General features: G+C 66.4%; 14 protein-coding genes. 13 read left to right on the top strand and 1 reads right to left on the bottom strand.

The window, feature by feature from the left end; all coding sequences use genetic code 11:
• Position 1 precedes the first annotated feature (1 nt).
• The 13 genes from VGN58_RS16260 to VGN58_RS16200 all read left to right on the top strand — a co-directional run bounded on the left by VGN58_RS16260 (position 2) and on the right by VGN58_RS16200 (position 14,038).
• A complete protein-coding gene (locus VGN58_RS16260; RefSeq protein ID WP_327484217.1) occupies positions 2-2,170 on the top strand; it encodes a peptidase domain-containing ABC transporter in 2,169 nt (722 codons plus the stop codon).
• Positions 2,167-3,153 carry a hypothetical protein gene (locus tag VGN58_RS16255; RefSeq protein ID WP_327484216.1) on the top strand — a complete coding sequence of 329 codons (987 nt, stop codon included), beginning with the start codon at positions 2,167-2,169 and terminating at the stop codon, positions 3,151-3,153. Before VGN58_RS16260 ends, VGN58_RS16255 begins: the two co-directional genes overlap by 4 nt.
• A 194-nt stretch (positions 3,154-3,347) precedes the next feature.
• Positions 3,348-5,861 carry a fimbria/pilus outer membrane usher protein gene (locus tag VGN58_RS16250; RefSeq protein ID WP_327484215.1) on the top strand — a complete coding sequence of 838 codons (2,514 nt, stop codon included), beginning with the start codon at positions 3,348-3,350 and terminating at the stop codon, positions 5,859-5,861.
• A 222-nt stretch (positions 5,862-6,083) separates the two neighbouring features.
• Positions 6,084-6,461 carry a hypothetical protein gene (locus VGN58_RS16245; RefSeq protein ID WP_327484214.1) on the top strand — a complete coding sequence of 126 codons (378 nt, stop codon included), beginning with the start codon at positions 6,084-6,086 and terminating at the stop codon, positions 6,459-6,461.
• Between the two features lie 201 nt (positions 6,462-6,662).
• A complete protein-coding gene (locus VGN58_RS16240; RefSeq protein ID WP_327484213.1) occupies positions 6,663-7,142 on the top strand; it encodes a fimbrial protein in 480 nt (159 codons plus the stop codon).
• Positions 7,139-7,648: a fimbrial protein gene (locus tag VGN58_RS16235; protein WP_327484212.1), complete on the top strand. Its 510-nt coding sequence runs from the start codon at positions 7,139-7,141 to the stop codon at positions 7,646-7,648. The genes VGN58_RS16240 and VGN58_RS16235 overlap by 4 nt, the downstream gene beginning before the upstream one ends.
• A gap of 29 nt (positions 7,649-7,677) precedes the next feature.
• Positions 7,678-8,208, top strand: a complete 531-nt coding sequence (locus tag VGN58_RS16230; RefSeq protein ID WP_327484211.1) for a fimbrial protein — start codon at positions 7,678-7,680, stop codon at positions 8,206-8,208.
• 57 nt (positions 8,209-8,265) lie between these two features.
• Positions 8,266-8,784, top strand: coding sequence for a fimbrial protein (locus VGN58_RS16225; protein ID WP_327484210.1), 519 nt, complete (start codon positions 8,266-8,268; stop codon positions 8,782-8,784).
• A 60-nt stretch (positions 8,785-8,844) separates the two neighbouring features.
• Positions 8,845-9,573 (top strand): fimbrial biogenesis chaperone, encoded by a 729-nt coding sequence (locus VGN58_RS16220; protein ID WP_327484209.1) that lies wholly within the window; start codon positions 8,845-8,847, stop codon positions 9,571-9,573.
• 31 nt (positions 9,574-9,604) lie between these two features.
• Positions 9,605-10,522 (top strand): hypothetical protein, encoded by a 918-nt coding sequence (locus VGN58_RS16215; protein WP_327484208.1) that lies wholly within the window; start codon positions 9,605-9,607, stop codon positions 10,520-10,522.
• Positions 10,523-10,904: 382 nt separating this feature from the next.
• Complete coding sequence (locus tag VGN58_RS16210) at positions 10,905-12,815, top strand: M60 family metallopeptidase (protein WP_327484207.1); 1,911 nt, start codon at positions 10,905-10,907, stop codon at positions 12,813-12,815.
• Positions 12,816-12,985: 170 nt separating this feature from the next.
• Positions 12,986-13,234: a hypothetical protein gene (locus VGN58_RS16205; RefSeq protein ID WP_327484206.1), complete on the top strand. Its 249-nt coding sequence runs from the start codon at positions 12,986-12,988 to the stop codon at positions 13,232-13,234.
• 321 nt (positions 13,235-13,555) lie between these two features.
• Positions 13,556-14,038, top strand: a complete 483-nt coding sequence (locus tag VGN58_RS16200) for a hypothetical protein (RefSeq protein WP_327484205.1) — start codon at positions 13,556-13,558, stop codon at positions 14,036-14,038.
• Between the two features lie 270 nt (positions 14,039-14,308).
• On the opposite strand, the gene VGN58_RS16195 is transcribed toward VGN58_RS16200, so the two are convergent.
• The gene (locus tag VGN58_RS16195; RefSeq protein WP_327484204.1) at positions 14,309-14,971 is read right to left on the bottom strand and encodes an OmpW/AlkL family protein; all 663 of its coding nucleotides are present in this window, start codon (positions 14,969-14,971) and stop codon (positions 14,309-14,311) included.
• Positions 14,972-15,407 lie beyond the last annotated feature (436 nt).

Here is a 15,407-nt window from a genome sequence, read left to right as displayed (position 1 = left end):
AATGAACCAAGCGGACCCCCTATTCGACGAGGCGCTCCCGCGCGAAGCCACGCTGCGCAAGATCGCCCCGGTCATGCAGTCGGAGATGGCCGAATGCGGCCTGGCGTGCCTGGCGATGGTGCTGTCCGCGCACGGCAAGCAAGTCCCGCTGGCCACGCTACGCGCGCGCCACAAGGTCTCGCGCGACGGCCTGTCGCTTTACCAGCTGATCCGGATCGCCAGTGAATACGGCGCGACCGCGCGACCGCTCTCGCTGGGCATGGAGCACCTGCGCCAGCTCCGGCGGCCGGCAATCCTATTCTGGAACAATCACCATTTCGTGGTGCTGGAAGCGGTCCGCCACGACGGCATCGAGATCGTCGACCCGGCAATTGGGCGCCGTCGCTACGGCTGGGGTGAAGCGGCACGCTACTTCAGCGGCGCAGCGCTGGAACTGATTCCCGGTGCGTCGTTCACGCGCGAATCCGCGCCCGCCAGCGCCAAGGCCCAACCGTTCTCGCTCGGCGCACTGTTGCGCGCCAATCCTTGGATCGCGCGCCACCTGGCGCTGCTCGCTGCGCTGGCGATCCTGGTGCAACTGGTGGGCGTGGCCGCGCCCAAGCTGTTCTCGATCACCGTGGACGAGGTGATCGTCAAGAGCGACACCGACCTGCTGTACGTGCTGCTGTACGTGTTCGGCGCGTTCTTCGCCATCAAGTTTGCCGCCGCATCGCTGCGGGTCTGGCTGGAATCGCGCCTGCGCGTGGCGGTGAACCTGGATGCCTCCACCGGGCTGCTCGCCAAGCTGCTGCGCGCGCCCTACGCCTTCTTCGAGCGGCGCAGCGTGGCCGACCTGTTGCGGCGCACCCAGGCGGTGGACATGCTGCACACCAGCCTTATCTCCGGCTGGATAGACATCGCCATCGACTTGGTGTTCGGCGCGGTGTTCCTGGTGCTGATCGCGACCATCAACCTGGAATTGGCCGCAGTGTCGCTGCTGGTCTGCACGGTGTTCCTGGCGCTGCGCAAGGTGACGATGCCGCTCATGGAGCGCCTGCATGCCAGGTCGATCGACGCCCAGATCGAGCGCGACGGTACCTTCATCGGCACCCTGGTGTCGATCGACACGATTAAGCAGTACGGCTACGAGTCAGCCAAGGTCGCGGCCTGGGCCAACCAGCAAGCGGCCACCGAGGTCGCGCGCGCCAAGGTCGAGCGCATGCAGCAGATGACCTCGGTCATCCACGAAGCGCTAGGCCATGCGCATTCGCTGCTGCTGTGCTGGCTGGGCGCTAAGGCGGTGCTGGCTGGCGACAACAGCGTCGGCGACCTGTTTGCGTTCGTCATGTACAAGGACCTGTTCATGAACTGCGCGCTGCGCTCGATGGAGCGCTACTCGGGCCTGCGTATCCTGGAAGTGGAGAAGCGGCGGCTGGATGACGTCGTCCATTGCGAGCAGGAAAACCAGGTGCCGCAGGGCTACCAGGGCAACGCCAACCCTGGCGCGGACCCGATCGAGCGGCTGGCGATCGAGAACGGCACTTTCGCCTACGGCGCCTACGAGACGCCGGTTTTCGAGCGTGTCTCGCTGGCCATCGAAAGGCGCGGCAAATGCGCGATCTATGGCGCGTCCGGCTGCGGCAAGAGCACGCTGCTGCGCGTGCTCGCCGGGCTCTATGCGCTCGACGCCGGGCGGGTGTCGGTGAACGGCATCGAGCTGGAGCGGGTCGGGCTGAGCGCCTACCGGCGCCAGGTCGCACTGATCGCGGGCAACGAGGAGATGCTCGACCGCAGTGTGCGCGACAACATCACCCTCGACGAAGAGCTGGACGTCGAGCGGCTGGACGGCGTGGTGGCGCAATGTGGCCTAGCCGAAGCGATCCGCCAACTACCCAACGGCTACAACACCCTGCTCGGTGCGGGCGGCGTGCAGCTCTCCTCCGGGCAGCGGCAGCGGATCCTGTTGGCGCGCGCGTTGTATCGCCGGCCCGAGGTCCTTCTGCTGGACGAGCCCACCACGCACCTCGACGGAGCCTCTCGCGACCATATCGTCGCCACGATCACGCAGTTGCAGATCAAGTGTGTCATCGCCACGCACGATCCGGCGTTGGCCGGCGCCTGCGACCAGGTGTACACGATGCGCGATGGCACCCTGCACGCGCGCGGCGCCGATGTGCGGCGGCCGGCATGAGGGCGCTCGGGCTGGCCGCCGCCGCGGCCGCGGCCCACCTGCGCGAAGGGCTGGTGCGCGCGCTTGGCGCGCTGGACGAGCGCACGCCGCTGGATGTCGCGCGGCTGGCTTCGGCGATCGCCGCGCTGCCGGCGGCGGCGCGCGGGGGCCACTACCGGAGCTGCATCGCTAACCTCGGGCTGCTGGGCATCCGCGACGAAGCGGCCGAGCGCGGCGCCACACGCCACGTCGCCACCGCGCTGCTGCGTGACGCGCGTTTCCTGCAATACGAACAGGACCAGCCGGCCGCCCTGCTGCGGCGCGCGCGCCGTCCGGCCTGGCACGCTGCGGACGGCGTGTGCGAAGGCATCCACGGCCGGCCGCCGCTCATCGGCGTGGTGCACACCGGCGAGTACCGGCTGACGGTCGCGCACCTGATCGAGCGCTACGGCAAGGGGCGCCAGGTGTTCGTGCCGGTGGTGGACGGCATCAGCGAGCGCGTGCATCGCTCGCTCAAGAGCTTGGAACACCTGGGATACCGCGTGGACGTCAGCGAGTTGAAGGATCCGACGCTCGCGCTGACGGTGATGCGTCGGCTGCGCAACGGGCAGCTGGTGATCGGCTTCGTAGACCTGCCGTCAGCCATCGGCAGGATCCGCTTCGGCGAGCCGCGCGCTTGCGGCATATTCGGGCGCCAGGCGCAGTTGGCCGGCGGGCTGGTCGCGCTGGCGCATCGCGCGAAGGCCGACTGCATGCTGGTCGGGCATCGCATGGACACCGGTCCTGTAGGCGCGTTCCACGCGTTCGCGCGGATCGCCCATGGCGGCGAGGAGTGCATGCAGCAGGCTATCGCCGAAGCGGTGACCGGCTTCGTCGACGATGCGCCGCACGAGTGGCACTACCTGCCTTTCCTGGAGGCGTACTTCCATCGCCAACTGTCTTCCGGCGCGCTGCGCAAAGCGGGCGTGCCGGCGCTGTCCAGGGGCGGCACGCCCTGGCCCTGAGCGAAGGTCGCGGCGCAGCCGAGTCGGACGCAAGCGTCGCGAACCGCGCTGACCGGACCGGGCCCGCGCCGGATTCGTAGTAGTTGCATTTATCTGCCAGGCGCGTGATCGCAGCATTCACCGCAACAGAAGCAGCGGTTCGCGGCGCAGGCGCCCGATGCGCTGGCAGGGCTTGAAGGCCGGGAGTGACACCCATGATCGCCAAGAACAAACGCTCGCAAACTACGCATGCCAGGCCGGTCCGCCGGGAACTGGCGCTGGCGATCCTGCTGATCACGTCCGGGCTGCCTTTCGCCGACGTCCAGGCGAGCGCGGCGGGCGCGGGCGAGGAGGTCGAATTCAACAGCGCGTTCCTGATCGGCGCCCAAGGGGTAGACCTGGAGCGATTCTCCCGCGGCACCTCCGTCGATCCGGGCACCTACTTGCTGGACATCGAAGTCAACGGCACCCGGCTGGCGCGGCGCGAAGTGACGTTCCTCGCCGAAGAGGGTTCGGCGCAGGCCAAGCCTTGCCTGACCGCGGACGTCCTCGCGCTGGCCGACCTCAAGCCTTCGCTGCTGGCGGGCGTCGCCGAGCAGGCCGACGCCTGCGTGGACCTGGAATCGCGGGTGCCGGGCGCGAACGTCGACTACGTGGTGTCCGAGCTCAACCTGGTGCTGAGCATTCCGCATGCCGCGTTGAACGGCTCCCCACGCGGTCACGTGCCGGTCGCGCTGCTCGACCACGGCGCCAGCACCGCGTTCGTCAACTACAACCTCGGCCTGCGCCGGTCGCAGAATGGTACCGATCTGTCGGCCAGCGTGAACAGCGGCATGAATCTGGGTGCCTGGCGGATCCGCCATCGCGGCGCTTGGCGGCACAACGGCGAGGTCTCCAGCTACCAGCGCGTGGCGACCTACGCCGAGCGTGCGCTACCCAAGTGGGGCAGCCGGCTGCTGATCGGCGAGAGCAGCACGCGTGGCGACCTGTTCGACAGCGTCGCGTTCACCGGCGTGGATTTCTCCAACGACGACCGGATGCTGCCGGACGCGCTGCGCGGCTACGCGCCTGTAGTGCGCGGCAATGCGCGCACCGACGCGAAGGTCGTGATCCGCCAGAACGGCTTCGTCGTCTACGACATCGACGTGGCGCCCGGCCCGTTCGAAATCGACGATCTCTACCCCACCAATTACAGCGGCGACCTGGAGGTCACCGTCGAGGAGGCCGACGGCGGCAAACAGAAGTTCACCGTCGCCTTCTCCGCGGTGCCGCTGGCGCTGCGCAAGGGCTCGACCCGCTTCGAGTTCGTCGCCGGCCAGCTGCGCGATCCGTACCTGGCGGCCAACGACACGCGCTTCGCGCAGGCGAGTTGGGCCCGCGGCCTGAGCAACCGCTGGACGCTGATGGGCGGCGCCCAGACCGGACGGCACTACGCCGCGGTGGTCGCCGGCGGCGCGCTCAATACCGCCTGGGGCGCGTTCGGCGCCGACGTGACCGTATCGCGCGCCGACCTGCTCGGCGGTCAGCGCGTCGGCGGCACCAGCATGCGCCTGAACTATCAGCGCCACATCGCCTCCAGTGGCACCAACTTCGGCATCGCCGCCTACCGTTATAGCACCTCGGGCTACCTGACCCTGGCCGAAGCCGCCGCGCTGAACGCGGCCGGCAACGGGATCGAGGACCTGGTCCGCGCGCGCCACCGCGTGCAGATCGATTTCTCCCAGCGCATCGGTGAGCGCTCGACGTTCTTCGCGCGCGGCGGTTACGCGTCGTACTGGGCCAATGCTGGCCAGTCCAGCGATTACCAGATCGGCTTCCAGTCCGGCTTCCGCTCGGTCAACTACAGCTTCACCGCACAGCGCGTGACCGACCAGTACGGCCGGCGCGACGACAGCGTGCAGCTTTCCTTCAGCCTGCCGCTGGGCCGCGGCGAGCGCGCCCCGCTGTTCCACGGCAGCACCCAGCACGCCCGCGACGGGCAACTCACACAGTTGGACCTGAACGGGCGTGCCGGCGAGCGCCTCAACTACCACGCCGGGGTCGCTCATGACGAGGCCGGCACCTCCTATCGGGTCGGCGCGCACTACCGCACCTCGGTGGGCGATTTCAGCGCCGCCTACGCCAACAGCGCGGGCAACGGCCAGGTAACGGCCTCGGCCGCGGGCGCCATCGTCGCCCATCGCCAGGGCATCAACTTCGCGCCGCCGCTGGGCGAAACCTTCGCCATCGTGCAGGCGCCCGGCGCGACCGGCGCACGCCTGGGCAGCGGCGTCAGTCGCATCGCTGGCAACGGCGTCGGCATCGTCAGCCAGCTCTCGCCGTATCGCTGGAACGAGGTGAAGCTGGATCCCAACGGCATCCCGCTCGACGTCGAACTGCTGCAGACCGCGCAGCGCGTCGCGCCCACCGCGGGTTCGGCGGTGTTCGTCCACTTCCCGACCCGCACCGACGCCAACATCTTCATCCAAGCCAGCACCGCCGACGGCCAGCCGCTCTCTCCTTTCGGCGCGCAGGTGCGCGACGACAGCGGAGAGGTCGTGGGCATGGTCGGCCAGGGCGGCCTCATCCAGATCCGCGGCCAGCTCGAAGGCCGGTTGCAGGTCGAGGGCGAGGACGGCAGCTGCGTCCTGCAATACGCCGCGCCAGCCGAAGCCGACGCGGACGGTCTGCGCTGGATTGAGGCCCGCTGCGAACCGGCCGGGCTGCAGAGCGCCGGGCTCGCCCGGTGATCGATTCGCCCGAACGACTTCGTGGAACTTGCATGGTCGGCGGCGGCCGTCGAGCCCGCCATCGAACCACCCGTTGAAAGCCTCCAAGCATTCATAGGGTCCAGGCCATGAAAATCCTCATCACTTTGTTGGTCGCGCCGCTTGCGGCGTTTGTCGCGACGCTGGCGAACGCGCATCGCCATAAAGGGGTGGGTCACCGCCGGCACCTGCAGCGTTGACGACGTGTCGGTGACGCTGCCGGACGTCTCGCTGGCCGATCTGCCTGCGCAGCCTGGCGTGTTTAGCGGCATCCGCGAGCACGGGCAGCTGGTCTTCTCCGGCTGCGCAGCCGTCACCGGCATCGAGATGACGTTCCGCGGCGGCGCGCATCCTTCCGATACCTGGCGTTTCGTCAACGAAGCGTCCACTGGCCCGCAGGACATCACGGTCTGGCTACTTACCGATGGGGAGACGATAAGCCCGGGCAGCACCCGCACGCTCGCCGTGTCAGGCGCGGACGCGGTGTTCGATTTCTATACCGGGTACTGGTGGGTCGGTGGATCAGCCCCGTCGCGCGGCGACGTGCTGGCCAACATCACCGTGGAGATGGCATACCAGTGATGCGCCGCGACGCCGCGCGCGCCGATCGTCCGCTGCGCAGCGGCGAAGGAGTTCGCGGTTTCGTCGTCGTCCGCGCACCCGACGCGCCCGGACAACTTCGTACAAGTTGCATTTCGAGCCACGCCGCCGCCGCCTAACCTTTCAACATCAAATCATCGATCACACTGCTAGGGCAGCCCCATGAACCTCAAACTCGCTGTGATGGCCGCAACGCTGGCGGCGCTCTTTCCCGCGGTGGCCGACGCGCAAAGCCGGATCGCCATACAGGGGCGGGTCACCGCCGGCACTTGCAGCGTCGACGACGTGTCGGTGACGCTGCCGGACATCTCGCTGGCCGATCTGCCTGCGCAGCCTGGCGCGTTCGGTGCGCATCGCGAGCCGGCGCAGCTGCTCTTCTCCGGCTGCGCCGGCGTCACCGGCATCGAGATGACGTTCCGCGGCGCCGCAAACCCTGTGGATGCCGGGCGTTTCGCCAACGAAGCGTCCACTGGCCCGCAGGACATCGCGGTCTGGCTGGTGGCCAAGGGGCAGACGATACGCCCGGGCAGCACCCACGCACTCGCCGTGTCAGGCGCGGACGCGGTGTTCGATTTCCATACCGGGTACTGGTGGGTCGGTGGATCAGCCCCGTCGCGCGGCGACGTGCTGGCCAACATCACCGTGGAGGTCGCGTACCAATGATCCGTCGCGCGTTGCTCATCGCTGCCGTCGTTCTCGCCTGGAGCGGTCAAGCCCATGCCCAGTCCGCCACGGCCTCGATCAATCTCAACGGTCGCGTGCTGGCCGGTACCTGTACGGCCCAGGACATCAATTTCACCTTGCCGGACATCCGCGCTGACGAGGTGGCGGCCAGCCAGAATTCGATAGGTCCGATTCACGACGTCGAGCTCGTGCTGACCAACTGTAGCGGCGTCGGTGTCGTCGCTATGACGTTTTCGGGCCGGCCGCACGTCAATGACGTGGGGCTGTGGCACAACACCGCGCCCAACCCCGCCCCCGGCGTGGCCATATCGCTGCGGCGCAAAACCCCAGACGACCGCATCGAGAACGGCACGCGGTGGGCCTATGTTGTCTACGGCTCCACGTTCCGGTTCCCAATGACCGTTTCGTACTTCAGGGTCAACAACGACGCGCCGCGCCAGGGCGGGGTCGCCGCCGCAATCACCGTCACCCTGGCGTTCCAGTGAGCCTTACCCGGCCCACAACGGAGGATGGAATGACCACTTTCTGGCCCAAGCTCCAGAGTTGCGCGCTGCTTGCCGCTTGTGTGTGCGCGGACCTGGATGCGGCGCACGCCGGCGTGGTCGCGGTGGCCGGACGCGTGCTGCCCGGCACCTGCGCCGTGAAGTCGGGCGGGGACACCTTCGAGGTTTCGCTGCCGCGCGTGGACGCGGACCGCCTGCGTGCGGCCGGTGACGAAGCCGCGCATACCGCGTGGTTCGTGGATCTGGAATGCGCTGCCGCGGGCGGGCAGGTGGCGCTGGGCTTCGAAAGCCCCACGCACCACGACCCGGCCACCGGCGATCTGGCCCCGCAGGGTCCGAATGCGGCCGCGAACCTGAGGCTTGCGCTCTACGACGCGGCAGGCAACCGCAAGCGGTTCGACGGCTCGGTGCACCCGGGTCAGTACCTCCCGGTCATCGCCGGACCGATCCGGCTGCAGTACCTGCTCGTCTATCGCGCCCTTGGTCGGGTATCGCCGGGACGCGCGGACGCGAACGCCACCTTCGTCATCGTGCATATCTGAAAACCCGACCTCATGGTCATCACTCGCCGCAAGGCTCAATCCAAAGGAAACTTCGTCATGAAGAAAAACACCGCCCTCCTGCTCGCCCTCTGCCTCGCCACCGCGCCCCTAGCCGCCCAGGCCGGCGTGCTCAACGTCACCGGCGAGATCGTGCAGTCCACCTGCACCGTGGGCTCGGCCTCGGCCAACCTCAACATCGACCTGGGCCGTGTTGACGCCAGCCAGCTTGCCACCGCCGGCGACGAAGCCGCGCTGACCGCCATGCCCATCACCTTGGACTGCGTGGCCGACAACCAGCAGGTCGCGGTCATGTTCGGCAGCCAGGCCAACGCCGATGCGACCAGCGGCCACCTGAACCTGCTTCCGGGCGTGGACGCCGCCTCCAACGTGCAGGTTGCCATCTACAACCAGGCCGGCGAGAAGCAGCGGGTCAACCATGCCCCGACCGCCGGTTCGTTCGTCAGCACCGTCAACGGCTCCCTGACGCTGAACTACCTGGCGGCGTTCCACGCCACCGGGCAGGCGACCCCCGGCTTGGCCAACACCAATGCCGTGTTCACCGTGGTCTACCAGTAAAACAGCGCTAAGCTTCGGTTGCCCGGCGAGTGGCCGGGCAACCGATTACCGGAGGCTCATATGCGCTCGCTTCACAAGACCATGGCCGCGGCCATCCTGCTGGCCGGCTTCACCGCCGGGTCGCCGGCAATGGCCGGCATCACCATTCTCGGCACCCGCGTCATATATGACGCGGGCGAAAAGGAAAAGACCGTGCAACTCACCAATACCGGGAGCACTCCGGTGCTGGCCCAGAGCTGGATCGACGCCGGCGCGCCGGACGTGGACGCGAGCAAAGTGAAGGTGCCTTTCGCGCTGCTGCCGCCGCTGACCCGGATCGAAGCGAAGAAAGGCCAGTCCCTGCGGATCGTCTACACGCCGCGCATCGCCGACCCGTTACCCGCCGATCGCGAGTCCGTGTTCTACCTCAACGTGCTGGAGATTCCGCCTGTTTCCGACGAGGCGTCCGGCAGCAACCACCTGCAGCTGGCGATCCGCACGCGGATCAAGCTGTTCTTCCGCCCGGGCCAGATGGAAGGCAAGCCGCGCGACGCCGCTGCCGCGCTGACTTGGCGACTGCTGCAGGATGGCGACGCCAGCTATCTGGTGGCGCACAACCCGTCCCGCTACCACGTGTCCATCAGCAGCGCCGAGATCGGCAGCGCTAAGACCGAAACGCCCGGCATGGTCGCCCCCGGCGACGAGCTGAAGCTGAAGCTCGGCGCACGCGCGAGCCAGGCCGGTCCGGTGAAGTTCGAATGGATCGACGACTACGGCGCGGCGGTCGAAGCCACCGCCACCGCCAACTGATGCCGAATTTTCCCGCCGAACCGACGCTGCCATGATCCTCGTGAATCACATGCTCCGCGCCATCGCGGCCTGCCTGGTCGGCGCGTGCTCGCAGGCGGCCTACGCGGACTGCACGACCAACCCCTACGAATGGACCTATGGGCAGTTCGACATCGATCCGTCAAATCCCGTATCGCAGTACCAGAAGCTGGAGACCACCCGCCAATTTTACTGCGCGGGTCCCGCATCATCCTTGTGGTTCGATTTGGGGGGAACCGGCGATTGGGTGCACAACGGGAACTTCGGATCCGGCTCGCGCTTCGTCCATCGTCAATACGCGGGCCTGGAGATCGGCTTGGGCTTCGAAGTGGGAGGGAGGCTCTATCCTATGATGGATAGGACCTTCCAGCTGATACACACGGGCCAGGGATCTGTCGTGCTTAGGTACGAGATCTGGTACCGGCCCGGCGTGGGTACGCCACTACCGCCGGGAATGAGCTACATCCCGGGTTTCAGGCTGCGCGGCGGTGGCGACTCGAGCGACAGCGGGCTCGCCCCGCGACTGACGTTCGGCAACCCGAGCACGTGCACGCTCGCCAACGTCAACCAGGCGCTCAAGGACATCCAGCCGACCAGCCTGTCCGCCGTCGGCGCCACCGTGGACGCCGCAGCCGACTTCACCATGTCGCTCAACTGCACCCTAGGCGCGGCGCGCCCGATCCGTCTCACGCTGACCGACGCCTCGAACGCGGCGAACACCGGCGAGGACCTGTCGCCGGCGTCGGGCTCCACCGCCAGTGGCGTGCGCCTGCAACTGCTGCGCAACGGCGTGCCGGTGCGCATGGGCGCCAACTGGACGCAGCGCTCCAGCGATGCCGCGCCCGCGTTCGGCGTGCGCTACAAGCGGGTAGGCGCGCTGTCGCCCGGCTCGGTCAACGCACGCGCGATCCTGCGCCTGGACCATCTGTAGCGCCGGCCTCAGGCCGGTCCTGGCGACGACGCGTCCGCCATTGCGCCTGCAGGCATCGCGGAGGCGCGGCCAGCGGCCCGCGCAAGATCGGGCATAGGCCGGCCGCGCCAGCGTGTCGCCGCCCAACAGTGGCATTGGATCCTGGCTGGAACCGGATTTCCCGCGGAAGTTCTTTCTTTGCGTGGGGCCGCCCGCTGCTCGCCGGCATTCGGCGAGTCCGCCGCCCGCGTGCCCCGATGAAGCCGCGATCGGCGCATCGCGCCGGCGTTCCGCGCTACGTCCGCCGCGCGCGGATTCCCGCGATGCTTGCAAACTCTTGTATGGCCCGGCGTGCGCCACGTGGGAAGACTGCTTCACCTCCAATCCCACGAAACCGCCTGCCATGCTTGCCGCTGCTAAGAAACTACTGCTGCTGATCACCGTGCTGTTCGCTTCCGACGCGCTCGCGCAATCCCGGCCTTGGTGGGAGCCGTACCGCGGGCATCGTGGATTCGAGGACGCGCTGTCGGTGTACGGCTTGAATAGCGCCGACCTCGATGCCGACCCGGAGCAGGCGGTCGATTGGTCCGGCGACACCGCCCACCCGCTGCATTGGCTGCACCGGACGCTACGCATATACGGGCAGGCGCACGCCGGCGCTTACCGGATCCCGGTCACCGAGCGCGCCGAGGACGAGCGCGCGCGGACCACCTCCAATCCGAGGAGCGGGCGCTTCCTCACCGAGGTGTACATGCAGCCCGGGGAAACCGCGCAGATTCGCCTGCCGGCGTCGCTGCCCAGGACCATCGCCTGTTACGCATCGCTTACTTCGAACTTCGACGAGGCGGCCAGCATCGCCGACACCAGAATGCTCGGGCCGGGGACGACCTGGTATACGGCGACCCGGCAGGGCATGCTGCTGATCGACTGCCGCGACGGAAGCAAGCGCATGGCGCACAGCGGCGAAGAGGTGCCGGTGGAGATCGGCACCGGGTCCCTGCGTCACGACGCATTCGTGTTCGGGCTCACGCCCTTCGAGGAGTGGCCGTCCATCGCCCGGCGCCCGAATCCGCTGGGTCAGGTGTTCATGTTCAACGGCCGCACCCGGTTCTACGTCCCCAAAGAGAAGGCCGCTGCGGCCGCCGGCATCGACATCGGCCGGCTCATGCGCGAGCACCTGGCGATGACCCTGGCATACGACCGCCTCAACGGGCTGGACGGCCATGCAACCGATCGCCTGCACTGGCCGAGCGCCGGGCTCATCACCGCTTCCTACGAGGGCTGCTGCAGCGCGACTTCCAGCGAAGGATTCGTGCGCATCGGCTTCAGAGGATATCCGGCCTCGGCCACCGACTGGGGCGACTGGCACGAGTACGGGCACCAGTACCAGATGGGCTGGTCGTGGCGGAACGCGTTGACCGAAGTGTCGGTCAACCTCTACTCGATCGCCGCGTGCCACTCTATCCACGGCGAGCGCGACGCTTGCCATCCGAACAGCCATGTTCGCCGTCTGGGGTGGAGCCGGGAGGCGGTCGGGGCTTATCTGCAGAGTGGCAAGCAGAGCAACTTCGACCAGATGGCCGGGGGCACGGAATTTGAACGCTTCACCCTGTTCGGCCAGTTGTGGCTGAGCCATCCCGACCTGTTCCGCCGCCTCGGCCGCGCCTATCGCGAAGCCTACGCGCGTGGGCAGGGCGCATCGCTGTTCGATACGGTCGCCAAGAAGAAGGACTGGTTTGTGCGCGAGACCAGCCGTGGCGCCGGGCGTGACCTGCGCCCGTACTACCAGCGCTGGGGTCTGGGATTCAGCACGGATACTCATCGGCAGGTCGCCGAGCTGCGGCTGCCGGCGCCGGTGCTGCCGGCGTTCGCGGCGCGGCACGCGCTGGCCAGCGCCGGTGGTCCCGCGCAGGCGGGCGGCACCGCGGTCAACACGTGGCTCAAGTGGGTCGGCTTCGTCACCTATGGCCAGAGCGAGGGCGACAGCGCGCTGGCGTGGTATTCGCGAGACGCCGAATCGATTCTCTTCGTGGATGCGCGCTCCTCCTCCGGAGTGAAGCAGCAGGTCGTCCTGATCGGCCAGCGCACGCAGGGAGGCTGCGCGAAGCCGCTGCACGTGACCCACCTGTGCTACGGCCAGCCCGGTCGTTTCGCTTACTCGGTCCGCTACGAGCCCGCGCTCAACGGCCACCTTCCACCCGGGCGCTACCAGGGAACCCTTCGGCTCGCCGCACGCGACCACATCGAGCGCTGGTGGGGAGGCGAGGTGACCATGGACCTCGACATCCGTGTGCCGTCGCGCCCGACGCCCTAGCGGGCCGGCCCGGCGCGAAGCCGTGGCGGCGCGCACGGCAAAGATCCGATCGGATGTTCGCAAGCGGCGGTGTCGATGTGCCGAGTCGAACTCGATGGAACTGACGCTAGCGAGATGACCGTGTCGACGGATCGCACAGTGCCCAACAGGCTATGCTCTGCTGGGGCCACATGACACCGGATGGCGTGGTGCAGTGGGAGGGGCCCGCCGACTACGGCGGCTACCAAGAGGCCCACGTTCGTTTCCGCTACAAGATCGAGGGTCTGCCGGCATGGACGAGCGACTCCACGTTTCGCGCCGCCTTCCGGGAGGTAATGAAAGTCATTGATGGGGCGGAAACGGAGGAGCCTGTCCGCAAGGTCAAGCTCACAAGCAACGGTGGGGAGACGGTGGGCCTTCGGCGTGCCAGTATCTTTTGAGGGTTGGCCGATGCGCGTTCTTCTTGCAGTAATCCTTTCCTAATTGGCGTTCTATGCCATCGGGCGACCAGTCAGCGGCTTGGTCCGCCTGCTGCTCCAACTCACCGTGCTGGGATGGCCTCCTGGCGCAATCTGGGACGGCTATGCCCTGGGTCGCTATGAGACGGACCAGAAGACCCGGAAGGCGCTCTCACGCTACGAGCTCCCAGTTCGCCGGCGCTAATTGGGATAGCGGCGCCATATTGGGTGATCTGTTAAGGGGCGGGACAAGGGCGCCCGCCCATTTTAAGCAACGCCTAGTGCAGCTGTTGACATGGACCCATGGCTACCCAAAAGAAATTCCCGGTTGCTGACTTCCAGGTCCGTGCCCGCGTGCCGAAGCAGGCTCAACGCAACGCGTTCGTTCGTAGCGCCACGACGTCTGTTCTGAGCACCTCGAAGGCCAAGAAGCGCCCCGATGGCGCCCCCGCGAAGAAGTTCATTCGGAAGAAGAAGCAGGCTGCAGTGTCGACGCCGAAAAAGGACGCAAAGGGGGCCACGGGAGAATTAATCAATTGTCCGTTCACGGCAGACTTCCATCCGCTCATGAACGCGATGATCTTTACCGTCATCGCCTGCGGATTCCGACCTCGCGCTGCACTTGAGGCCTGTGCTACCGGCGAAATCAGGGTGGGTAAGATCATCAAGCTAGGGCACACAGGTCTCGGCGCACAGACGGGCATTGCGGCAGTAGAGCGCTGGACTTTGAATCCGCGCGTATCGCCGGATTACCCCGTGATTGGAAATCCAATGCCACGGTGCTAGATAGCACCGCGCACCGGGCACCGCGCACCGAGCCACAAACACAGATACGGGCGAGCCTGCTTGCTGACATGCATGACCATCTCTGCGTAGCGGTCGCTCGTGAGTCCCTCGCTACAGACCCACACATGCTGCACGTGAACGATGGAGATTCCTAGCATAGATCTTTCAGTCGCACCCATGCGAGTTGTATAGCACTCACAAGCTTCGACGCGGGACGGCAATCGTCCACAAGAGCACGCCCGAGGCTATAGCCCCGGGCGGAACTTCTCCTTAGAATCGCCTACCTAGGCTAACCCCATAGATCAGCAAGTTCTGTTTTTCATCGGTAAGGCGTGCGGCCTGCAGGGTTGATGTCCCCGTCCAGGTGAGCCTGCGAGCATCACCGCGCAAGAACCAACGCTCCCCTAGTGCAAGGTCCATACCCAACACTAGCGCAAGCCCGTTGCTGCCCTCGACCTCAAGACTTCCATATCCGAGCTGAGCATTGGAACTGACATTGCTGACACTCACTTTGCCATAGCCAACGCCCACAAAGGGCGTAGCGACGATTCTTTCGCCGTCAATGGCTTTAAGAAAGTGATACTGCACACTTAGTGAGGCGTGGCGCGTACTGTAACGCGCCACGCCGACGTCCGGCCCGTTCTCCACGTCGATCTCTACAGAGCTTTCCGATGAACCTTTGCCCCACAATTCCAGTGCAACCCGAGGTGTCATATACCAGCTGATACTTGCGGCTGCCGAGCCGCGGTTTCCGCCGCGTTCGATCTCTGAGCCTGGCGGATACCCGTCACCCAACTGCACGGGGATCAAAGAGCTCTCGCCAGACTGTGACGCGTAACCAATGGTTGCAGCGAAGCGATGGGGGTCATCTTCCGTTGCCCAGCATGTTGGCGACGTCAAAAGAAGCGAAAGTGCGACAAGCGTGGATTTCATACGTGTCCTCAAGAAATGAATCGGCCTTTTCCCGTTCAACGCATCTTGTTTGCGAGCCAAGGAAAAGAAGGGTCGAGCTTGGGGACATGCGGCCGCTCAGCCGCACCTTACGCATCTTGGTACGGGTCCATAGGCCGGATTTGAATGCTTGAATGTAGCTAAGCGCGCATACCCCATCCAACAAAGTATGCCCGTCGGTAGACGCAAGCTATAAGATAAGTACGAATTGGCGAAACATGCAGGGGCCACGCGCAGGGTGTTTGCCCACGCACACGGCGGCGTGATCGATCACCTGCTTGGCCGTTTCGATTTTGGCTGTATTCGATAGTGCTTACCGTCCGTACGCAGCTCCGTGACGGCCGTAAAGCACGATTTGTAGATGTTCACTGAATCCGAAGCGATGCAACTTGGGCTCTAGAGCACTCCACTGCCAATG

Source organism: Pseudoxanthomonas sp. (assembly GCF_035999195.1).
Lineage (GTDB): Bacteria > Pseudomonadota > Gammaproteobacteria > Xanthomonadales > Xanthomonadaceae > Pseudoxanthomonas_A.
Note: the sequence above shows the minus strand (reverse complement) of the source record. Positions and strands in the feature narration are given on the sequence as shown.